This window comes from Stenotrophomonas sp. STEN240, assembly GCF_056756175.1.
Genome location: NZ_JBRRBO010000035.1, coordinates 1 through 22,677, shown reverse-complemented (window position 1 = coordinate 22,677; position 22,677 = coordinate 1). Strand labels below are relative to the sequence as shown.

Here is a 22,677-nt window from a genome sequence, read left to right as displayed (position 1 = left end):
TAACCAATGACCGCTTAGGGTCGGATGCTGCCATGCAAGCATCGCGTCTGCTACCGACCTTGGATTCAACCGATCGACGCAACTCGTCCGAGTTAAGCCGCGCCGGAAATCGGCGCTGGCTTGACGAATTGTTAGTGCTCTGTCGCGTCGTCCTGCACTCTCGCTACTGTGCCACTCTCAATTTTCCAGAGTCCGGCAGGGGTAGAAACGTACATTGGCTTGGCTGCCCATAGCGCCCAGAACACGTGTGCCTCGGTCGGCACTGGGTCAAGCAAGTGCGTGACCATCATCGCCGCAACACGTGGCCCTGATCCAAGTTGGATGCAGGTGCGTGTGAAGCCGCGTTGGCCGAGCACAGACTTTCCATCAGATGCTATGTCCAAGCGATAGGTGCCGCCCAACGGAACAACGCCTGGTTTGGTTGTACCTGGGAGGAGGTAAACACGCCAACCCCGCAGCGGCGTGTCATCAGCTGGCAGAACAACCGTATTGTAAGTAGATGCGCAAGGCGAAAACCCAGAGGCTAGTGCTGCCGATCGAGCCGTGAACGCTGCTGCCTCGTACGCCGTTAGCTCCTCCGGGATATCCAAAGCTACTGGCGCTCCAACTATTAGGCCTCCAGTAGTAACAACTGCTTGGTACAGGGCCTTCGTGACCAGAGCGTCTTCTGACCCCACAAACGTGACTGAGATATTTCCCTCTTTTTCTTCCGTGACCCAGCCTGCGACACGTCGATCTTTCCGAAATCCTCTGATTTTCAGTAAGGCATCAGTTGCTGCCTCGGCTGCGCGATCGTGGACAAACAAAACTCCACCGATAGATTCAGCGGCGGAAATGCTTGCCCTTTCCTCAGTTGAGGTGAGTCCCTCGGGTTGATTGTCTTGCGCCTGAGCGGGGGCGACGATAAGTAGCAAAGTCAATAAACAGGTTCGATACAAGGGAAAACCTCATCAGAAAGCAAGCTAACTAATAGAAGGGCCGGTGGATCCGGTTATGCGGCCTGTACGCAAAGCACCATATGGCAGGCTACCCACTTTGGCACGGCTCGATCCTGAGGCGGCGAGGTCCGGCGAACAAGCTATCATGTGACCTGACTCAGCGGCGGTCTCGACCGTACCAATGTCCGCTATGGCTCGCAACCAGCTATTGAGACCGTCCGACGAGCCAGTAAATGAAGCGGGAAACAATGGTCAAAGGACGGTACACAGGTGACAGAATGGTCATCCAACAAGTTCGACCTCGATCAATCTGAGCTTGAACCCTGCACCCTGAATCCCGGAGCTCCGGACTCTGTTATGGGCTGCATAGGCTTGGCCCTGATTCTTACAACTTCTTCTCAAGAAGGATCCTGACAAAGGGCTTCCAGTGATCGCCATCCAGTTGGGTCCACTCGCCAGTCAACTGGGACCCGTCGTCGCTGAAGCAGCCAACGAATCGTTGGCTCTTCCCGTCAATCATGTAGCTGCGTCCATCGATCCTGGAGATGAAGTCATTCGTGCTGCCATCGGGATCGTAACTTCGGCTGAAGAACTCGCCAGAAGTGCTGTCGATACCGATCATCTCGACCGACTGCACGCGCTGCGATCCCATCATGGCGTCTATCTCATGCATCAGGAAGTGGCCATTGGGCAGCCATGAGTAGATATCGGACGCTTCGGATGTATCCCCTTCGCTGCCGTCGGGCTCCAGTGCAGTGATGGTGGTCTGCCACGTTCCGTTGAGAATGTCGAGGCGGCGGTGATGCTCGGAGTGGAAGGGCTTCTGGGCCATGGAATTCTCCTATGTGTTTCTACTCGACGAACCAGAGCGGTGAATCTCGACATGCCGATGCCATTTTTCAACACGCCATTCCCTGATCGCGGTACGTATCTACAGCAAAGCATGGAGTGCCGCGTCGATTCAGTACGTTGCTCTTGGCCCATGGTAGATCGCTCACAGATCCACCCCATCAACGACACCTCCACTCCGGGCATTTGCTTTCAGCCAGTAGAGACGCTTACAACGGCTGAAAAACCGCACCACAAGCCAGCACCTGCGTGAACAGATCTTCAGTGACCACGACTCTCCAGCGAGCAGGCGTGACAGACGTCGCGAGGTGTCCTGCTGATTGACCAGACCTCCTTGGATTTGTCATAGCTGAAACAGACATTGGTATCCGGAAAGCCTTTGAAGCTGAAATCGATCGTCTGGGTGGTCAAGCCATTTACTTTGAATGTTGCGCTGTAGGTTCCAGACGATTTGAGAACAGCCATTGAAGCAAGCGTGCCCGGGTCCAGCACATCCATTTCGTAGCCGTTGCTGAAGGAGACTGTGTGCATTTCTCCCGTCCTGGCGGGCGTGCCGCCATTTACGCAGGCTAGCGCTTCGTCTTCCATGATCGGCCTTGATGCGCGGGCCCACGGTGACAGCAGGATCAACATAACCAGTACGAATGTTCTCATGGCACCAGACTTTGAAGTTGGGGTTGCCCGCGTAACGGGTTGGCTTGGTTGAATTGTTTGGCGCCGGACTACGGTTTGCTGTTGCTTGTGTGGGGCGCCTTTTAAAGCCTCCCCTCATCCGCCCCTTCGGGGCACCTTCTCCCGCAGACGGGAGAAGGGTTAGCTAGCAACGCTGGCCGTTCGTTACCGCTTCGCCGCCAAAATCCGCGTCAACAGATCCGCCGTCCCTTCAATCCGCCGCAGATGCGGATACCTCAGCCCCTCGCGGTAATCGATGCGCACGGTACGGAAACTATCCGCCTGCCGCACGATCAACTCGATCGGTGTGCCGCTCTGCTTGCCATCCTTCAGCGCCTGCTTGATGCGCCCGCCGCTGTAAGCCAAGCCGTTCACCGCAACAATCGTCACATCCTTGGCCAGGCCCGCCTTGAATGCCGGGCTGTCCCAGCCGACGGCCTGCAGCACGCCATCACTGCCGACCTTCAAGCCCAGCGAGTACTGCAGGTCGGTTGCGCCATCGGCTTCACCATCTGCAATCACCAGGTTCGGCTGGTCGTCGAAGTACAGCTCCCAACCCGCTGCAGCCAAACCATCCGGCGCCTTGCCATCGCGTGCATCCAGTCGGCTGCCGATGAAGGCATCCCAGTTGCCGGACTGCACCGCTTCCAAGCCCTGCATCACGTCGGCGCGGTCGTACAGGCGGATCTCGCCCTGCTTGCCGCCCTGGTGGAAACGCTTCGCGAAATCATCCAGCGTGACCTTGCCCTTCGACAGGCTGCGCAGGCGTGCATCCACGCCCAGCCATAGCAGCGTGCTCTCGTTGTAGAACTCGAACGCACGCTGCCAGTCCGCCCAGGCCTGCGGCTTGGAATTGAAGTCGAGGATGCCTTGATGCACGGTGTCGTGCAGATCACGCCATTGCCGACCCGGCTGTGTTGCGTAGTTGGCCTGCAACTGGGCCAGCATCGCCATGGCGTAGTCCGGCTTCCACAGGCCCGAACGTGCGGCCAACACGACTGCCCAGTACTGGGTCTGGCCTTCGTACATCCACAGATCGTCGTTGAACATCGGCGCGTTGTAATGCGGCACCCAGGTTGGGCGCGGGCGCCAGGCCTTGCCTACCCAGGCATGTGCGTACTCGTGCGGCAGCAGGTCGTTGTCGAGGAAAGGCCGCTCGCCACGCAGATAGCCGTCGTGCATGCCGTTCTCGCTGCTCTGCGCGTGTTCCAGGCCGATGCCACTGAACACATCCGACACCGCCAGCAGGAAGTTGTAGCGCGTATACGGCCGCGCGCCGAATACCGCATCGGCCTCGCGCACCAGCGCACGGTGAGCGTCCAGCACCTTGGCATCGGCCTGTAGGCCTTGCGGGTTCTCGCCGACCACGTCCAGCCAGACGGGCTGTTTTGAGGCTTCATCCAATGCGAAGCGCTTGAAGTACTGGCCCGCGAATACCGGTGAATCTATCAGCGTCATCAGCGACACCGGTTTGTACTGCTCCGTGCCACCGCTGTGTTGGGCGATATCGAGCGCGGTGCCGCTCTGCCAGCCGTCGGGCAGGCGCAGGCTGGGTTTGACCTGGATGCCGCGTGCGTCATATCCAGCCGGGTACAGCAGCACGCGATGCCATTGCAGGTCGAGCATGTTCGATGTCATCGCCACCCGGCCCTGATCGGAGGCGGTCGGTGACAGATATTGGAACTCGATATCCAGCATGCTGACGCCTTCCGGCACCTGCAGCTTGAAGGCATACATGTCGCCGGAATCGCGCGTCCATTGCAGCGCCTGGCCGTTGCCACGGATGACCAGCCCGGCCATCTGGTTGATCGGGCCGGTAGGCGCGTGATTGCCGGGGATCCACTGCGGATACCACAGGGTCAGCGCGCCGGCCGATACGGGAATGCGCTGGTGCACGCGCTGGATACGGCGTTGGAGGTCACTGGCATCCACGTCCAGCTCAATCACGCCCGGGTAGCTGGCCTGCACCTGCATTGCCGCCGCGCGTGCATCCATCGGCTGCGTCTGCGCGCATGCCAGCGGCGCTGCGGCACCCAGCATCATCGCCAACAACCAGTTACGTCCCCGCATCACGCACCGCCCTTTGCCTGAAGTGATTGCATCCTAGCCCGGCCAGCTTCAGCCGCGCATCCGCTGCCATACCAGGCAACGGTTGTTGGCAGGCATGGCCACGTCCTCACGCAGCACCAGCTGCTGCGCACGCGCCAAGGCGTCGACGGCCTCGAAATCGCGGATGCCCGAACGCGGGTCGCGGGCCTTGAGCCAGCCGTCGAAGGTTCGGTTGCTGTCGCTGGTGAATGCGCCGTTATAATTGAATGGCCCGTAGGCGATGAACAGCGCATCCGGCGCCATCAACAACGGCAAGCCGGCGAACACGGCCTGCACCTCCTCCCAGCCCATGATGTGCAGGGTATTGGCGGTGAACACCGCATCGAAGCCGGCAACGTCGTCATGCGCGGGTAACGGCGGCAACGGTTGCAGGCCGCTTCCGATCACCGCCTGCAGTTCCAACGCTGGCGGGGTATTGGGCAAGCCGGCCTCGTCCAGCCATTGGCCGATGCCGGGCAGATAGTCGCGGTGATCGCTGGCCTGCCAACGCAGCCATGGCAGTGCCGCAGCGAAGTGCACGGCGTGCTGGCCGGTGCCGCTGCCAATCTCCAACACGCTGCGGGCCTGGCCCAGATGGCGCTGCAGCACCTGCAGGATGGGCGCGCTGTTGCGCTCACAGGATTCGGCGTAGGGCTTGGTCATTATCGGGGCCTGTTGATGACACTGCTGATTGTGCCGCAGTTCGCAGTGCCGGTTTGCGGCCATGCATGACGTTGGTCACTTGTGCTCAAACCCTCGCCCCGTAGAGATTCAAGGGTCTTGTGCGGTGCATGGCATCGCTGGCTCTGGAGTTCCGCCCGTCATGCAACGCCGCCAGTTTCTTTCGCTTTCCGGCCTCGGCCTCGCCGGTTTCATGCTGCCCAATGCACAGCTGATCGCAGCCGAGGAGTTGTTGGCCCCGGCCGATGTGGCCAAGAAGAAGCTGCTGGCCGATACCGTGCTGGCGCTTGCCAAGCAGGGCGGCGCCAGCTACTGCGATGTGCGCATTGGCCGCTACCTCAACCAGGCCATCGTCACCCGCGAGGACCGGGTGCAGAACGTCACCAACAGTGAGTCGGCCGGCGTCGGCATCCGCGTGATCGTCAATGGTGCGTGGGGCTTTGCCGCCAGCAACCAGTCCACCGCGCAGGGTGTGGCCGCTGCGGTGGCGCAGGCGCTGGCCATTGGCCGCGCCAATGCGAAGATCCAGACCAAGCCGGTGCAGTTGGCACCCACGCCGGGTGTGGGGCAGGTGCAGTGGAAGACGCCGATCCGGCAGAACGCGATGGCCGTGCCGGTCAAGGACAAGGTGGAGCTGCTGTTGTCGATCAACGCCGCTGCGATCAATGCCGGCGCCAACTTCATCAACTCACAACTGTTCCTGGTCAACGAGCAGAAGTATTTCGCCTCCAGCGATGGCTCGTGGATCGACCAGGACGTGCACCGCATCTGGCTGCCGTTCACTGCCACCGCCATCGACAAGGCCAGCGGCAAGTTCCGCACCCGGGCCGGGTTATCGGCGCCGGCGGGCATGGGCTGGGAGTTCTTGGAAGGAAATGCCGCTGACAAGCACCAGCTGCCGGGGGGCGTGGTTGGCTATGGCCATTCCTATGATCCGGTGGAGGACGCCATCGCCGCCGCCAAGCAGGCGCGGGCCAAGCTCAGCGCGCCGTCGGTGAAGCCGGGCAAGTACGATCTGGTGCTGGACCCCTCCAACCTGTTCCTGACCATCCACGAGAACGTTGGCCATCCGCTGGAACTGGACCGCGTGCTCGGTTACGAAGCCAATTACGCCGGCACCAGCTTCGCCACCCTGGACAAGCGCGAGGCCGGCTTCCGCTGGGGCAGCGACATCGTCAATTTCACCGCCGACAAGACCGTACCTTACAGCCTGGGTGCGGTGGGTTACGACGATGAAGGCGTGAAAACCCGCAAGTGGGATTTGGTCAAGGACGGCGTGCTGGTCAATTACCAGGCCACCCGCGATGAGGTGCATATCCTCGGCGAGAACGCGTCGCACGGCTGCAGCTATGCGGACTCGTGGAAGAGCGTGCAGTTCCAGCGCATGGCCAATGTGTCGCTGGCGCCGGGCAAGGCGCCGCTGACGCCTGCGCAGATGGTGAAGGACGTGGAGAACGGCATCTACATCCATGGCCGTGGTTCCTATTCGATCGACCAGCAGCGTTACAACGCGCAGTTTGGTGGGCAGCTCTGCTACCAGATCAAGAACGGCGAGATTGCCGGCATGGTCGAGGATGCTGCGTATCAGATCCGCACGCCGGAATTCTGGAATGCCTGCAGCGCCATTTGCGATGAACGCGATTTCCGCATGGGCGGTTCGTTCTTTGACGGCAAGGGCCAGCCGGGGCAGGTATCGGCGGTGTCGCATGGTTCGGCGACGACGCGCTTCAATGGGGTGAACATCATCAATACGGCGCGGTCGTTGGGGTAAGGCATAGAGCTGCCCTCACCCCAACCCCTCTCCCGCAAGCGGGAGAGGGGCTATCAGATCGCAGGCTTGGCCGTGGACTCGCAGATCGCAGGCTTAGCCGTAGACTCCCTTCTCCCGTCTACGGGAGAAGGTGCCCCGAAGGGGCGGATGAGGGGAAGCTTTCAGCGCGTCGTGTACCCACCATTGACCAAAATCGTCTGCCCGGTCATCCACCAGCCGTCCGATACCAGGAAGCGTACCCACGGCACGATGTCCTCGATGTCGGTCAGGCCGGTCTTGGAGAACGGTGACAGCGCTGCCGCCGTCTTGTGGTACGCCACCGCGTCGGCGCCCTCGGCCGGGTAGAAGAACGGCGTATCCATCGGTCCCGGGCCAATCGCGGTCACCGATACGCCGCGTTCGCCGAATTCCTTGGCCGCCGCACGCGTGTAGTGCTCCACCGGTGCCTTGGTGCCCGCATAGCTGGAGTAGAACGGCGTGAACGCGCCCAGCAGCGAGGTCACCAGCGTGCATGCCTTGCCGTTGTCGGCGAGGTGGATGCCGGCCTCCTTCAGGAAGAAGAAGGCGGTCTTGTTGTTCACCGCGTCCATCGCATCGAACTCGGCCTCGCTGATCTGTGTCATCGGCTTCTTCAGCACCTTGCCAACCGTATTGACCGCGATATCGATGCGGCCCAGCGCCTGCTTCGCATCGTGGAACAGCTGCTCCATCGCCGTGGCCGAGGTCAGGTCGGACTGGAACAGATGCGCGTCAGCACCAGCGGCGCGCACCGCCTCGGCAGTGGCTTCGGCCTCGGCTCGGGCAGCGTCGCTGTTGTAGTGGATGGCGACGCCGCGGGCGCCCTGACGGGCGAAGTCCCGGGCCAGCAGGCCGCCCAGGTTCTTGGCGCCACCGGCGATGAGGACGGTCTTGCCTTGGATGCGGTGGTCGGTCACGGCGAACTCCTGTGGCTGGGGAATGCCTCAGAGCCTATCGGCTTGGATTTCCGGATAAAGCCGGTCATCCTGACTTCACTTGTCGGCCAATCCGGACAATCGCCGTGGACCGTATCGAGCTGTACCGGGTTTTCGTCCGTGTGGTGGACTGCGCCGGCTTCACCCGCGCCGCCGACCAGCTCAACCTGCCCCGCTCCACGGTCTCCGAGGCGGTGCGCACGCTTGAGCAACGCCTGGGCACGCGCCTGCTCCACCGCACCACCCGCCAGGTCACGCCCACCCAGGATGGCCTGCTGTTCCATGCCCGCTGCCAGCAACTGATCGCCGATGCGGACGAGGCCGAGCAGTTGTTCCGGCAATCGCCGCACACCTTGAGTGGGCGGATCAAGGTGGACCTGCCCGGGCGCATCGGCCGCCTGATCATCGCCCCGGCATTGCCCGGTTTCCTGCAGGCGCATCCACAGATCGACGTCGAGCTGGGCATGACCGATCGCAGCATCGACCTGGTCGAGGACGGCGTGGACTGCGCGCTGCGGGTCGGCCCGCTGCAGGACTCACGCTTGGTGGCGCGCGGTGTGGGTCAGCTGCCGCTGATCAACGTGGCAAGTCCCGCCTATGTGGAGGCGCATGGCATGCCGCTGCATCCATCGCAGCTGGGCACGCATTGGGGTGTGCTCTATGCCTCGCCCGGCAGCGGCAGGGTGGAAGCCTGGGAATGGCGCGAGAACGGCATCCTGCGCAGCCAACCGATGGCGGGGCGTGTCACCGTCAACAATGCCGAAGCCTATATCGCCTGCTGTATTGCCGGCTTGGGCTTGATCCAGATTCCCGCCTACGACGTGCGCGCGGAGTTGGCTGCCGGCAGCCTGCTGGAAGTCATGCCAGCGCATCGTGCCGACCCCATGCCGATGCATCTGCTGTTTCCACATCGCCGCCATCCCTCGCAGCGGCTGCGTGTATTCGTGGAGTGGTTGCAGCAGGTGTTGGAGGAAGCGGTTGGGTGAGTGGGTGCCCGCATGCGTAAAAGCTTACCCCTCCCCAACCCTCCCCTTCGCTACGCGAAAGGGAGGGGGCGTACTCCCTCTTTTTGGCCATAGGCCAAGGTAAGGGCTGGGGAGGGGTTGCTTGTTCGCAGAAAATCCAAATAACCACCGCTTCCATGCCTAAAGTCACTACCGCTGCAAACCGCGTCCCGCAAAAATCGAACAGTTCGCAGTCCACCGCGAAGCCACCGTCGTTTGTTGCCGTAGTGCCCGCCTTGCGGGCCTTGCCCCGTGGAGAGCAGCCTTGCAGAGACGTGACTTCCTAGCCCTGACCGGGCTTACCGCTGGCGGCCTGATGGTGCCGTCCTTCTTCGGCAAGGCCATCGCCGCCGAACAACTGGTCACCGCACTCGACCCCGCGCTCAAAAAGCGCTTGGCCGATGATGCGATGAACGCGGCCAAGGCCGCTGGTGCCAGCTACTGCGATGTGCGCATCGGCCGCTACCTGCGCCAGTTCGTCATCACCCGCGAGGACAAGGTCCAGAACGTGGTGAACACCGAATCCACCGGTACCGGCATCCGCGTCATCGTCAATGGCGCCTGGGGCTTTGCGGCAACCAATGACCTCAGTCCGGCCGGTGTGGTCAAGGCCGCACAGCAGGCCGCTGCCATCGCCAAGGCCAATGCAAAAGTGCAGACCGCGCCGGTGCAGTTCGCCAAGGCGCCCGGCTACGGTGAGGTCAGCTGGCGCACCCCGATCAAGAAGAACGCGATGGAAGTGCCGATCAAGGACAAGGCCGATCTGCTGCTGGGCGTGAATGCCGCGGCGATCAATGCCGGTGCCAGCTTCGTCAATTCGATGCTGTTCCTGGTCAACGAGCAGAAGTACTTCGCATCGACCGACGGCTCCTATATCGACCAGGACGTGCACCGCATCTGGGCACCGATGACGGTCACCGCCATCGACAAGGCCAGCGGCAAGTTCCGCACCCGCGATGGGCTGTCCTCGCCGATGGGCCTGGGCTACGAATACCTGGATGGCGAGGCCTCCGGCAAGACCGTGCTGCCCAACGGCGTGATTGTCTACGGCATGTCCTATGACATGCGCGAAGACGCCATCGCCGCCGCCAAGCAGGCGCAGGAAAAGCTCAAGGCGCCGTCGGTCAAGCCAGGCAAGTACGATCTGGTGCTCGACCCCTCGCACACCTGGCTGACCATCCACGAATCGGTCGGTCACCCGCTGGAACTGGACCGCGTGCTCGGCTACGAAGCCAACTACGCCGGCACCAGCTTCGCCACGCTGGACAAGCGCGAGGCGCATTTCCAGTACGGCAGCGACAAGGTCAACATCTTCGCCGACAAGGTGCAGCCGGGCTCGCTGGGTGCGGTCGCCTACGACGATGAAGGCGTGAAGACCAAGCGCTGGCCGCTGATCAGCGACGGCAAGTTGGTCGATTACCAGACCATCCGCGATCAGGCGCATATCCTGGGCAAAACAGAGTCCGATGGCTGCTGCTATGCCGACTCGTGGTCCAGCGTGCAGTTCCAGCGCATGGCCAACGTGTCGCTGGCCGCCGGCAAGACCCCGCTGTCGGTGGCCGAGATGATCAAGAATGTCGAAAACGGCATCTACATCATCGGCGACGGTTCGTTCTCCATCGACCAGCAGCGTTACAACGCGCAGTTCGGCGGCCAGCTGTTCTATGAAATCAAGAACGGCCAGATCACCCGCATGCTCGAGGACGTGGCCTACCAGATCCGCACGCCGGAATTCTGGAACGCCTGCAGTGCCGTGGCCGACGAACGCGATTACCGCCTTGGCGGTTCGTTCTTCGACGGCAAGGGCCAGCCGGGCCAGGTTTCGGCCGTGTCGCACGGCTCGTCCACCGCCCGTTTCGACGGCATCAACGTCATCAATACCGCGCGCAGCCTCGGCTGATCGTCAAGGAGCTTTTGAACCATGAGCATCTTCACCGAACAGGAAGCCAAGGCCATCCTGGACAAGGTCATCGCGCTGTCCAAGGCCGATGAGTGCACCGCCACGCTGGCCGGCTCGGTCAACGGCAACATCCGTTTTGCGCTGAACAACGTATCCACCAGCGGCATCGTCAACAACGCGCAGCTGGCCGTGGAAGTATCTTTCGGCAAGCGTGTCGGTACCGCCTCGATCAATGAGTTCGACGATGCCGCGCTGGAGCGCGTTGTACGCCGCGCCGAAGACCTGGCCAGGTTGGCGCCGGAAAACCCGGAATTCATGGCCATCATCGGCAAGCAGGAATACCGCCCGACTCCGACCTTCAGTGAATCCACTGCAGCGATCACCCCGGAATTCCGCGCCCAGGTTGCCGCCGATTCAATCACCCCCTGCCGTGGCCACGGCCTGATCGCGGCCGGCTTCCTCGAAGACGGCAACGGCTTCTACGCCATGGCCAACAGCAAGGGCAACTTCGGCTACCAGAAGTCGACCAGCTTTGATTACACCTGCACGGTGCGTACCGAAGACGGTCGCGGTTCGGGCTGGGTAGGCCGCAACCTGAAGGACGCGTCCGACTTCAAGGCCGACCAGGACATCGAGATCGCCAAGCGCAAGGCTACCGAGTCGGCTGAAGCCAAGGCGCTGGAGCCGGGCAAGTACACGGTGATCCTGGAGCCGGCGGCAGCGGCGGGCCTGATCAGCTTCATGATGAATTTCTTCGACGCGCGCTCGGCCGATGAAGGCCGCAGCTTCCTGTCCAAGAAGGGCGGCGGCAACAAGCTGGGCGAGCAGGTCTACGACAGCAAGGTCAATCTGTTTGCCGACCCGTGGCACCCGGAAGCACCGGTATTGCCGTGGGATGGTGAGGGCCTGCCGCGTGAGCGTGTCGCCATCATCGAAGACGGCAAGATCGCCAACCTGGACTACACGCGTTACTGGGCACAGAAGCAGGGCAAAACGGCCAAGGCCAGCGCCGGCAACCTGCTGATGAGCGGCGGCAGCAAGTCGATCGCCGAGCTGGTGCGTGGCACCGAGAAAGGCATCCTGGTCACCCGCACCTGGTACATCCGCATGGTCGACCCGCAGACCGTGCTGCTGACCGGCCTGACCCGCGACGGCACCTTCTACATCGAGAACGGCCAGATCAAGCACCCGGTGAAGAACTTCCGCTTCAACGAATCGCCGGTGATCATGCTCAACAACATCGACGAACTGGGCAAGCCGGTGCGTGTTGCCGGTGATGAGTCGAGCTTTGTGATGATGATTCCGCCGATGAAGCTGCGTGACTTCACGTTTACGTCGTTGTCGGATGCGGTGTAACTGCTTTTAGCTTTGGCTTTTAGCTTTGGCTTTTAGCTTTGGCTTTTAGCTTTGGCTTTTAGCTTTGGCTTTTAGCTTTGGCTTCTAGCTTTGGCTTTTAGCTTTGGCTTCTAGCTTTGGCTTCTAGCTTTGGCTTCTAGCTGTTGCAGTTGCAGTTGCTTCATCCCTTCTCCCGCCTGCGGGAGAAAGTGCCCCGAAGGGGCGGATGAGGGGAGCATTTGCTCTACGTGCTTTAAGAGCGCCCTCACCCCAACCCCTCTCCCGTAAACGGGAGAGGGGCTTTCAGCATCTTGAGATTTTCGCCTTTGTCCTCACCCCGTCTAACGCGAGCGCAATTCCTTCACCTGCTGCTGGGCGGTGCGGTGACGGCCGCCTTGCCGGGGCTGGCACGCGCACAGGCCAGCCGCTACGACTTCTGGTTCACCCGCCTGCGCTACGACTCCGGTGACTGGGACGTTGATGCGCGCATGCCGTCGAACCTGATCACCTCGCTGGTCGACTACACCACCCTGCGCGTGGACCCGAACGAACATGTGATCGCACTGTCCGACCCGAAGATGCTGCGCGCACCATTCTGCTACCTGGCCGGACACAAGCTGGTCGAGTTCAACCCGGAAGAACGCCGCAACTTCGAACGCTACGTGCGCAACGGCGGCTTCGTCTTCGTCGATGACTGCAACCACGATATCGACGGCCTGTTCGCCACCTCCTTCGAAGCACAGATGCGCAGCATCTTCGGCACTACCGCATTGAAGAAGCTGCCCAACAACCACGCCATCTACAACAGCTTTTTCAAATTCCCCGAAGGCCCGCCAGCTACCGGTTTCGAGCTCAATGGCTGGGGCGATGATCTGGTCCACGACTACCTCAAGGGCATCGACATCGATGGCCGGCTGGGCGTTCTCTACAGCAACAAGGACTACGGTTGCGAATGGGATTACGACTGGCGCAACAAACGCTTCCTGGCCGAAGACAACACCAAGTTCGGCGTGAACATCGTGATGTACGCACTGACGCATTGACCCCACAGGTGACCGCATGAATGCCCCCGATCCCAGCCACGATGTCGACTCCCTGCTGCCGCGCTTGAACGAGCTGCGCAGCGCGCTCGCACAAGCCGTGGTTGGCCAGCATGACGTCGTCGAACAACTGCTGATCGGCCTGCTGGCTGGCGGCCACTGCCTGCTCGAAGGCGCGCCCGGCCTCGGCAAGACGCTGCTGGTGCGCTCGCTCGGGCAGGCGCTGGAACTGCAGTTCCGCCGCGTGCAGTTCACCCCCGACCTGATGCCCAGCGATATTCTCGGCACCGAGCTGCTGGAAGAAGACCATGGCACCGGCAAGCGCGCGTTCCGCTTCCAGCAAGGCCCGATCTTCACCAACCTGCTGCTGGCCGACGAACTCAACCGCACTCCGCCCAAGACCCAGGCCGCGCTGCTGGAAGCCATGCAGGAGCGTACCGTCAGCTACGCCGGCACCACCTACGCCCTGCCCTCGCCATTCTTCGTGCTGGCCACGCAGAATCCGATCGAGCAGGCCGGCACCTATCCGCTGCCGGAAGCACAGCTGGACCGCTTCCTGCTGCATGTCCGCGTGGATTACCCCAGCGAAGCCGAGGAGCGCGACATCCTGGCGCAGACCACCGGCAGCCACAGCGGCGTAGTACCGAAGGTGATGGACGCCGAAGCGGTGAAGGCGCTGCAGGCAGCGGTGCGCGAAGTCCACATCAGCCCCGACCTGCTGAGCTGGATAACCCGCCTGGTCCGTGCCAGCCGCCCTGGCGACGGCGCACCGGCTGAAGTGAACAACTGGATCAAATGGGGCGCCGGCCCGCGTGCCGGTCAGTCGCTGGTGCTGGCCGCCAAGGCCCGCGCCCTGCTGCAGGGCCGCTTTGCCGCCACCCGCGAAGACGTGCAGGCGCTGGCCGCACCGGTAATGCGCCATCGCCTGCTGCTGTCCTTCGCCGCCGAGGCCGAGCACAAGAGCGCCGATGACGTGATCGCCGCGCTGCTGCGTGCGGTGCCGTTCCCGGCCTGACAAGACCACTGAAGCATGGCCGCCCCCACGCCACCGCTGATCCCCGCCGATGTGCGCAGCCGCCTGCGCAGCCTGCGGCTGTGGCCGCAGCGGGCCAGTGGCAGCCGTGGCATCGGCGCGCACGCCAGCCGCAGCCGCGGTGCCGGGCTGGAGTTCGCCCAGTACCGCGCTTATGAACCCGGCGACGAACTGCGGCAGATCGACTGGAAACTCTACGCACGCTCGGACCGCTTCTTCGTGCGCGAATCCGAACGCGAAAGCCCGATGACCGTCTGGGTGCTGCTCGATTGCAGCGCCTCGATGGGCCAGCCCGATCAGGTACGCCCGGATTGGCAGCGGCTGGATGCGGCCAAGGCACTGGTCGCCTGCGTTGCCGAACTGGCCATGCAGCAGGGCGACGATTTCGGTCTGATCGCGCTCGGCGCCGATGGCGTGAAGTTGCTGCCCGCCGGCAACGGCCTGCGCCAGCGTGACCGCCTGCATCTGCAGCTGCACGCCCTGCGTGCCCACGGGCAATGGCCGGCGCAGCAACGGCTGTCTCCACTGTGGGAACGCATTGCCAGCAACGACCTGGTGGTGATGATCGGCGATGGCTTCGACGAGGCCGGCATCGAACTTGCCGAGCGTCTGGCCAAGGCCGGCCGCGATGTTGTGCACCTGCAGTTGTTGACGGTGGAAGAACGCGATTTCCCGTTCCGCGAGGGCCATCGCTTCCGTGACCCTGAAACCGGCGACGAACTGCTCAGCGACGGCGCCAGCGTGCGCAGCACCTATCTGTCCCGTTTCGGCGAAGCGCAGCGCGTGCTGGATGCGCGTCTGCAGGCGGCAGGCATCCGCCACGACACCGCCTATCTGGACGAAGCCATCGACGCGCCCCTGCAGCGCTTGTTCGGGCGCCGCGCCGGGAGCGGCGCATGAGCCTGCTGTGGCTGTTCCCGGCCGGTTTGTTTGCTTTGGCCGCATTGCTGCTGCCGTTGCTGATCCATCTTGCCCGCCGCAGTGAACAACGCATCATCGATTTCGCCGCGCTGCGCTGGTTGTCGGCCCGGCCACGCCCGCGTCGGCGCATCCGTTTCGACGAATGGCCGCTGCTGGTGCTGCGCCTGCTGCTGCTTGCCTTGTTGGCCGTGCTGCTGGCCCGGCCTGCACTGACTGGCGTGGTCGATACGCAGCCGCGCGTCGCGGTAGTGCCCGGCGTTGATCTTGCCGCCGCCCGCCGCACCGTAGCGGACGCCGACGCGCAATGGGTGTGGCTGGCACCGGGCTTCCCGCGCATCGACAAAACCGCAGCACCGGCAGCCGCGCAGCCCGTGTCCAGCCTGTTGCGCGCATTGGACGCCAGCCTGCCGGCCGATACCGCGCTGACCGTCGTGGTGCCATCGGTACTCGATGGCCTGGATGCCCAGCGCCCGCAGCTTTCGCGTGCTTTGCGCTGGCAGGTGGTGGAGCAGCAAGCGGCGGCGGGTAAACCAGCGCCCATTGCGCCGCCTGCCATGCAGGTTCGCCACGACGAGGCCGGCAAGCAGGGGCTGCGTTACCTCAATGCCGTCGCCAGCGCATGGAATGGGCCCAGGCCGCAAGCCGCAGACGACGCCACCGCTTTCAGCGATGACGACAAACTGCATGTGTGGCTGTCGGCCAAGCCATTGCCAGCCGACACAGCCGCCTGGTTGCAACGCGGTGGCCGCCTGCTGGTGGACGCGCGCACGCAAATTCCCACCGATGCGCAGCGCACGCCGCTGTGGCGTGATGGCAACGGCAACCTGGTCATTGAACAGATCGGCACAGCGCAGGGCCAGTGGTTGCGCTGGGCAGCGCCGCTGCAACCGGCCAGCCTTCCCAGCCTGCTTGATGCCGACTTCCCCAGCGGTCTGCGTGCCGTGCTGCAGGCCCCACCGACGCCGCGCCGTGCCCTGGCCGCAACCATGCAGCCAGAAACAGGTGCTGCCCCCTATCCACAGCCCGCAACCGAGCTGGGTCATTGGTTGTTGCTGGCAATCGCCCTGCTGTTCCTGCTTGAACGCTGGCTGGCCAGCGCGCCACGCCGCAGGAGCCAGCAATGAGCGCGCATGCTTTGCTGCAGGCTGCACGCCGCCGCACGCTGCTGGTGTGGCTATGCGCCGGCCTGCCGCTGGCCCTGGCCATCGGCCTGCTGGCCGCGCGTGTGTTGGGCTTCGATGCTGGCTATATCGTCTGCACGCTCGCACTGTTGATGGCGGTCGGCGCTGCTGTCTGGCGCGCGCGACGCCTGCATGTCCGCTGGCTGATCGCACGATTGAACGAGTACACCCGCTTCGAGGACAGCGCCGATCTGCTGTTTACGCCAGCCGACACGCTCAATCCGTTGCAGCAGCGGCAGCGCCGCCATATCGAACAGCGCCTGCAGCGCGAACCGCCCGATCTTCGTCCGCGCTGGCCCTGGCAGCGCGTGCTGCTGTGCTGGCTGATAGCAGCGCTGTTGGCGGCCGCTGCGCTGCTGTGGCCGCGCAGCGCAGGCAGTGCCGCGGGTGTGATGGATGCAAGCCCGGTGGCCAGCAGTGCACGCAGCGGCTTACCGGCGCTGCGTGGCAGCTGGCTGCAGATAACGCCGCCGGCGTATAGCGGCCAAGCCGCCAGCTCGGGCGACAAACTGGACGCGCGTGCGCTGCAGGGCAGCCGCCTGCAATGGCGTCTGCAGTTTGCGCCGCAACCGCAGCAGGCCTGGTTGCAGTTTCACGATGGCCGTCGCGTAGCCTTGCAGCGTGATGGCGACTACTGGCGCGCTAGCGAGGTGCTGCAGCGTGCAGGCCTGTATCGCATCCATACACTGCCGGCCATGGCCGATGCCGGCCGCGCCTATCGTCTTGACGTGGTGGTGGACCGTCCGCCGCAGGTGAAGGTGATCGAGCCGGCACAGACACTCAACCAGGCCGCACCGCGCCAACGCGTGTGGCAGCTTCGCTTCGAGGCGACCGACGATTTTGGCGTGAACAGCACCGCGACGCTGGATGTCACCACGGCAAAAGGCAGCGGCGAAAACATCAGCTTCCAGCAACGCCAGCTCAGCCTGAGCGGCAGCGGCCCGGCCACGGCGCGGCGCTTTGCCTATAGCGCTGATCTGGCCGCGTTGGGTTTGGAGCCGGGCGATGAAGTCGTCGCGCGGCTGAGCGTTCGCGACAATCGCAGCCCGCTGCCGCAGGAAGCGCGCAGCGCGAGCCTGATCCTGCGCCTGCCCAGTGAGCAGCAGGTGCAGGCCAGCGACCTGGAAGGGGCGATCAAGAAGGTGATGCCGGCTTACTTCCGCAGCCAGCGGCAGATCATCATCGACGCCGAAGCGCTGCTCAAGCAGCGTGGCAGCCTGGACGCGGATACTTTCATCAAGCGCTCGGACGCCATCGGCGTGGACCAGCGCATCCTGCGCCTGCGCTATGGCCAGTTCCTCGGCGAGGAAGCCGAAGGCGGCGCAAAGGCCCCACCCACCGGCGACCTGCCCACCAGCGATGCGCCCGCTGCCGACAGCCATGCCGATCACGCCGACGATGACGGCCACGATCATGGCGGCAGCACCGCACCCGCACCGGTATTCGGCAGCGCCACCGATGTGCTGTCCGAGTACGGCCACACCCACGACCACGCCGAAGCCGCCACCCTGCTGGACCCGCAGACGCGCGCCATCCTCAAGTCCGCGCTTGATCAGATGTGGCAGTCCGAAGGGCATCTGCGCCAGGGCCATCCCGATCAGGCACTGCCGTATGCCTACAAGGCATTGGCCTTCATCAAACAGGTACAGCAGGCCGAACGCATCTATCTGGCGCGCGTCGGCAGCGACTTGCCGCCCATCGATATGGCCCGGCGCATGACCGGCAAGCGCGATGGCCTGGTCAATCGCGCGGTGCAGCTCGATGCGCGCCCGGCCGCCGATGCGGTGGCTGCCAACGCATGGCAGGCCCTGGCCGCCCGCGACGACGCCGTCGATCTGGATGCACTGTCGCGCTGGCTGGACGCCCATCCCAACGCCGTGCCCGATCCACTCGATGTCGTCGCCGCAATCGACGCGCTGCGCCAGCAACCCGAATGCCAGCCGTGCCGGCAAACCCTACGCGCGCAGCTCTGGCCCGCGCTGCGGCGCGCTGACGGCCCACCGGCACGGCGCAACGCCGCCGATGCCAGCGGCCGCCGTTACCTTGAAGCGCTATCGGCACCGCAGGAGTCCGGACGATGATGGAATGGCTCCCACTGGCGCTGATCGTGCTGGCCGTGGCCCTGGCCAGCCTGCGCTTCGCGCTGCCACCGCGCCCGCCTGCGGTTCGGTTGGCAACCCTGCTGTTGCTGCAGCTTGCCGCCGGCATCCTGTTGTACTTCACCCTGCAACCACCCTCGCGCCCAGGCCACGCAGGCACTTTGGTGGTTGCCAGCGCAGGCGCCAACGCGGCCGAGCTGGCTGCGGTGCCAGCCGCTGCCTATGTGCGCCTGCCTGAAGCGCCCGCTTTGGCGGCTGCGACAGCCGTACCGGACCTGGCCAGCGCGCTGCGCCAGCATCCAGGTACACGCGAGCTGGTGGTCATCGGACAAGGCCTGCCTGCGCGCGACCGCGACATCGCCTTGCCAGCGCTGCGCTTCCTGCCCAACGCCGCACCGCGCGGTCTGGTGGAACTGCGACCGCCGCCGTTGCTTGCGCCCGGTGCAGCGTTCAGCGTCCACAGCCGTGTGCAGGGAATGCCGGGAGCGCGTGTGGAGCTGCTGGATCCCGCCGGCCATCGCGCGGATATCGCCGAGCCCGATAGCAGCGGACGCGTCACCTTGCATGCCAGTGCCCGTGAGCCTGGCGATGTCAGCTTCGTACTGCGCGTGCTGGATGCGGGCGGCAAGGTCATGGATCAACTACCGGTGCCGGTGCGTACGCGTGCAAGCAGCGCCCCGACGATACGCGTGCTGGCCGGCGCGCCCGGTCCCGAGCTGAAGTATCTGCAGCGCTGGGGCACCGACATCGGCGCCCGGATGCAGACCAGCATGTTGATCGGCGGTGGCCTGCAGCTGGGCGATGCACCGGCCGCACTCGATGCGGCCAGCCTGGCGCGGCTGGATCTGCTGCTGCTCGATGAGCGACGGCTTGCATCGCTGTCCTCCGCGCAACGCGCTGCCATCACCGACGCGCTGCGCGCCGGTCTCGGCGTGCTGGTGCGCACCGGCGGCGCACTGGACGGCAATGCGCGGCGTGCATTGCGTGACTGGGGACTGGACACACGCGGCGGTGACCAGACCAAGCCGGTGACCTTGCGCAGCGCGACCGATGCCGAGCAGAACAAGACCGCGCTCACGGTCGAACGCTTCAACCTGGAATTCAACGGCACGGATGTTGTGCCTTTGGTACGCGCTGCCGATGGCACGCCGATAGGCGGCTGGCGTGCGCTGGGTTTGGGCCGGGTTGGCGTACTGCCGGTCACCGACAGCTATGCACTGGTGCTGGCAGGCCATGCCGATGCACACGCCGAACTATGGAATGCCGCACTGGCCAGCGTGGCCCGGCCGCTAGCCGGTGCGCCAAAGCTGCAGCTGCCGGCATGGGCATGGAGCGGTGAGCGCATCGGTCTGTGTGGTTTGGCCGCGCCCGTACACATGCTTGCCGCTGACGGCAGCCGCACCGCGCTGCTGCCCGACCCTTCGGCTGACAACTGCGTTGCCGCGTGGCCGCAGAAGGCTGGTTGGCATCGTATTGAAGCAGGCGACCAGCACGACAGCATCCTGCTGCTGGATCCCGCCAAGGCAATTGCACTGCATGCACAGCAGATGCACGACGCGACGTTTGCAATGCGCGGTAGTGCAGCACCTTCAACGCCACTGCCGGTTCCGGGCCCACGTTGGCCTTGGCTGCTGGGCTTCGTATTGGTTGCATCCCTGCTTTGGTGGTTGGAGCGCAGGCGGCCGAGCAGCGTGGCAACGCAAGGCTGAAGTCGCGTGGACAGCGCTTGGTGCTGTTGCAACAGCGGCAGCAACGGCGTCCTTCCACACTGCGCCATCTCGCCCCGCAATCGAGGTAAGCAGATCGGCTTCTCGCCATGCATGCGGGCGCACGACCAGACCCTCCCTTTTGCGAAGGGGCACCTTCCGCATTTCGGTTCCGGCCCAAACTGCACGCAAGCAAGCCCTCAACTCCTTGAACCCCATCACTGATTCACCGTCGCCTTCACCCACGCGCAGCCACACTGGGGTAGAACCGCAGGCGCAGGGGGTTCCAAGCTTGGGGGTCCTACCGATGATGCACCGTCATACTGCCGTGCTGCTGTCTGCCGTCATCACCAGTGCCGTAGTTGTTCCCGCTTACGCTCAAACCACCATCAAGGCACCTGTCGCCGACAGCGAGCAGGTGCTGGACATGCAGCTGAAGATGGAAGAAGCCCGCATGCTGCCTTTGCGGGCGATGTATGTGCGCTACTTCCAGCAAGCCTATCGTCGTTATCCCGGCATTCCGCGCGGCACGCTGGAGGCGTTGGCGTTTGTGCAAAGCCGCTGGTCGCCGTTGCAACCGGACGCACACGACCAGAACGATGCACACCTGCGCATGCCACCTTCGTGGGGAGTGATGGGCCTGTATGCCGGCGGGGGTTTTGAAGACCAGGTAGGCGAAGCCGCCAAGCTGTTGGGGGTGTCTGCTGCTGCGGTACGCACCGATGCAGCCACCAACATCCTCGCCGCCGCCGCATTGCTGGATGCGCAGATCCGCCAGGATCACCCCGACGCCGGCAACAACGGTGCACCGGCAGCGGAAGCCATCCGTCCGGCGCTGATGCGTTATGCCGGCTATGCGCCTACCAGTGCGACGGCGGGCGCGAGAAGCGCGGTCGATGACTATGCGCGTACCAGCTTTGCCTACGACGTGCTGCTGGCGCAGGACCGCGGCGTCAACGATCGCGGCATCGTGGTGCCGGAACGCGCGATCGCCTGGGAACAGGCCTTCGATGCGCCACAACTGGTGACGTTGCGGGCACCGATGGTGCGCCTGGACATCAGCAGGGACCGGGTTGAAACCGACGCCTTCCGGATTGATCCCATCAGCGAAACCCTGCAGCCACGCAAAGCGGCTGCCGCAGCCAACGCTGTCAGCCCCGCGTTGGATGCCGGCATCCAGAGCACCGACTATGGCCCGGCGATCTGGAGCCCGGCGTCGACGTCCAACTACTCCAGCTCACGTTCGGCAGCGGTAAGTGCAGTGACCATCCACACCACACAGGGCAGTTATGCCGGCACCATCTCCTGGTTCAAGAACGCATCGGCGCAGGTCAGCGCGCACTATGTGATCCGTTCTTCCGACGGCCAGGTGACGCAGATGGTGCGCAACGCCGACACCGCTTGGCACGTAGGCAGCCAGAACAGCTACACCTTGGGCATCGAGCATGAGGGCTACGTCGACAACAGTTCCTGGTACACAAATGCGATGTACGACGCCTCGGCCGCGCTGGTACGCAACTTCTGCGCCAGCTACAGCGCGATCAGCTGTGCCAGCGCTTACAGCGGTGCGTCCAGCAGCGGCATCAATGTGTTGGCCACCAGCGTCAAGATCAAAGGCCACCAGCACTACAGTGGCCAGACCCACACCGACCCGGGCATCAACTGGAACTGGTCCAAGTACTACGGGCTGCTGAACCCCGGCAGCGGCGGCGGCACCGGCACGATCACGTATCTGGACCGCTTTGAAAGCAGCGTTGGCCATTTCGATACCAGCCCCAGCTACTCGGGCAGCACCACCGGCATCAGCACCGCGTCCACTGCCACGCGCGATTGCACCACCCAGAAGAACGGCAGCTGTTCGCTGCGGGTTTTGCTGAAGGACAACACCGCCAGCACTGCAGACTGGGCCGTGCGTTTGTTGTCGGGCAGCGGTACTCCGGCCAGCAATACCGCGTTGACCCGCGCCAATGGTGTGATTGGTTTCTGGGTATGGAGTGGCGGCAGCGGAACCAGCGTCGGGCTCGGCATCGATGACAGCGACGGCACCGAGCGTTCAACCAGCAAGGCGGTTGCGGCCAATACCTGGACCTATGTGTCGTGGTCGTTGAGCGATGCGGCGCAGTGGAATGCGTGGGTGGATGGCAATGGCACGATCACTGGCAGCAGCGTCAAGCTGGATGCGATCTGGCTGTACCACGCCAATACCGCGTATGACCTCAATGTTTATATTGATGATGTGCAGATAAAGAACTGAGCGGGGTTGTTTAGGTAGGTGCGGTGTGCCGGGGGTTCTGAGCATGGAGCCCCGGGTGCGCTGCGCTTACCCGGGCTACGTTCATTGGCTTTGGCTCTTGCATTTAGCTTTTGGCTTTTGGCTTTTGGCTTCTGGCTTTTGGCTTTTGGCTTTTGGCTTTTGGCTTTTGGCTTTTGGCTTTTGGCTTTTGGCTTTTGGCTTTTGGCTTTTGGCTTTTGGCTTTTGGCTTTTGGCTTTTGGCTTTTGGCTTTT

At 63.6% G+C, this 22,677-nt stretch carries 16 protein-coding genes; 11 read left to right on the top strand and 5 right to left on the bottom strand.

The window, feature by feature from the left end:
- Positions 1-1,323: 1,323 nt before the first annotated feature.
- From ACVOKO_RS14195 to ACVOKO_RS14180, 4 genes are all read right to left on the bottom strand, one after another.
- Positions 1,324-1,770: a DUF1579 family protein gene (locus tag ACVOKO_RS14195; protein WP_346499553.1), complete on the bottom strand. Its 447-nt coding sequence runs from the start codon at positions 1,768-1,770 to the stop codon at positions 1,324-1,326.
- A gap of 278 nt (positions 1,771-2,048) precedes the next feature.
- Positions 2,049-2,420 carry a hypothetical protein gene (locus ACVOKO_RS14190; RefSeq protein ID WP_346499552.1) on the bottom strand — a complete coding sequence of 124 codons (372 nt, stop codon included), beginning with the start codon at positions 2,418-2,420 and terminating at the stop codon, positions 2,049-2,051.
- Positions 2,421-2,624: 204 nt separating this feature from the next.
- Complete coding sequence (locus ACVOKO_RS14185; RefSeq protein ID WP_346499551.1) at positions 2,625-4,529, bottom strand: M61 family metallopeptidase; 1,905 nt, start codon at positions 4,527-4,529, stop codon at positions 2,625-2,627.
- Between the two features lie 48 nt (positions 4,530-4,577).
- Positions 4,578-5,210: a DUF938 domain-containing protein gene (locus ACVOKO_RS14180; protein WP_346499550.1), complete on the bottom strand. Its 633-nt coding sequence runs from the start codon at positions 5,208-5,210 to the stop codon at positions 4,578-4,580.
- 160 nt (positions 5,211-5,370) lie between these two features.
- Here ACVOKO_RS14180 and ACVOKO_RS14175 point away from each other — a divergent pair, with 160 nt between their 5' ends.
- Positions 5,371-6,999: a TldD/PmbA family protein gene (locus tag ACVOKO_RS14175; protein WP_346499548.1), complete on the top strand. Its 1,629-nt coding sequence runs from the start codon at positions 5,371-5,373 to the stop codon at positions 6,997-6,999.
- 161 nt (positions 7,000-7,160) lie between these two features.
- Here ACVOKO_RS14175 and ACVOKO_RS14170 read toward each other — a convergent pair whose 3' ends face one another.
- Positions 7,161-7,934 carry an SDR family oxidoreductase gene (locus tag ACVOKO_RS14170; RefSeq protein WP_346499547.1) on the bottom strand — a complete coding sequence of 258 codons (774 nt, stop codon included), beginning with the start codon at positions 7,932-7,934 and terminating at the stop codon, positions 7,161-7,163.
- Positions 7,935-8,038: 104 nt separating this feature from the next.
- Between ACVOKO_RS14170 and ACVOKO_RS14165 the strand changes: the two genes are divergently transcribed.
- From ACVOKO_RS14165 to ACVOKO_RS14120, 10 genes are all read left to right on the top strand, one after another.
- Positions 8,039-8,938: a LysR family transcriptional regulator gene (locus ACVOKO_RS14165; RefSeq protein WP_346499546.1), complete on the top strand. Its 900-nt coding sequence runs from the start codon at positions 8,039-8,041 to the stop codon at positions 8,936-8,938.
- 283 nt (positions 8,939-9,221) lie between these two features.
- Positions 9,222-10,856, top strand: coding sequence for a TldD/PmbA family protein (locus tag ACVOKO_RS14160; protein ID WP_346499545.1), 1,635 nt, complete (start codon positions 9,222-9,224; stop codon positions 10,854-10,856).
- A gap of 21 nt (positions 10,857-10,877) precedes the next feature.
- Complete coding sequence (locus ACVOKO_RS14155; protein ID WP_346499544.1) at positions 10,878-12,212, top strand: TldD/PmbA family protein; 1,335 nt, start codon at positions 10,878-10,880, stop codon at positions 12,210-12,212.
- A 287-nt stretch (positions 12,213-12,499) separates the two neighbouring features.
- Positions 12,500-13,234, top strand: coding sequence for a DUF4159 domain-containing protein (locus tag ACVOKO_RS14150; RefSeq protein WP_430980787.1), 735 nt, complete (start codon positions 12,500-12,502; stop codon positions 13,232-13,234).
- Positions 13,235-13,250: 16 nt separating this feature from the next.
- Complete coding sequence (locus ACVOKO_RS14145) at positions 13,251-14,246, top strand: AAA family ATPase (RefSeq protein ID WP_346499542.1); 996 nt, start codon at positions 13,251-13,253, stop codon at positions 14,244-14,246.
- Positions 14,247-14,261: 15 nt separating this feature from the next.
- Entirely contained in the window at positions 14,262-15,164 is a 903-nt protein-coding gene (locus ACVOKO_RS14140) for a DUF58 domain-containing protein (RefSeq protein WP_346499541.1), read from the top strand.
- On the top strand, positions 15,161-16,309 hold the full coding sequence (locus ACVOKO_RS14135) for a BatA domain-containing protein (protein ID WP_346499540.1): 1,149 nt from the start codon (positions 15,161-15,163) through the stop codon (positions 16,307-16,309). Before ACVOKO_RS14140 ends, ACVOKO_RS14135 begins: the two co-directional genes overlap by 4 nt.
- Positions 16,306-18,447, top strand: coding sequence for a hypothetical protein (locus tag ACVOKO_RS14130; protein WP_346499539.1), 2,142 nt, complete (start codon positions 16,306-16,308; stop codon positions 18,445-18,447). Before ACVOKO_RS14135 ends, ACVOKO_RS14130 begins: the two co-directional genes overlap by 4 nt.
- A complete protein-coding gene (locus tag ACVOKO_RS14125; RefSeq protein ID WP_346499538.1) occupies positions 18,444-20,174 on the top strand; it encodes a carboxypeptidase regulatory-like domain-containing protein in 1,731 nt (576 codons plus the stop codon). Before ACVOKO_RS14130 ends, ACVOKO_RS14125 begins: the two co-directional genes overlap by 4 nt.
- A gap of 307 nt (positions 20,175-20,481) precedes the next feature.
- Complete coding sequence (locus ACVOKO_RS14120; RefSeq protein WP_346499537.1) at positions 20,482-22,425, top strand: N-acetylmuramoyl-L-alanine amidase; 1,944 nt, start codon at positions 20,482-20,484, stop codon at positions 22,423-22,425.
- Positions 22,426-22,677 lie beyond the last annotated feature (252 nt).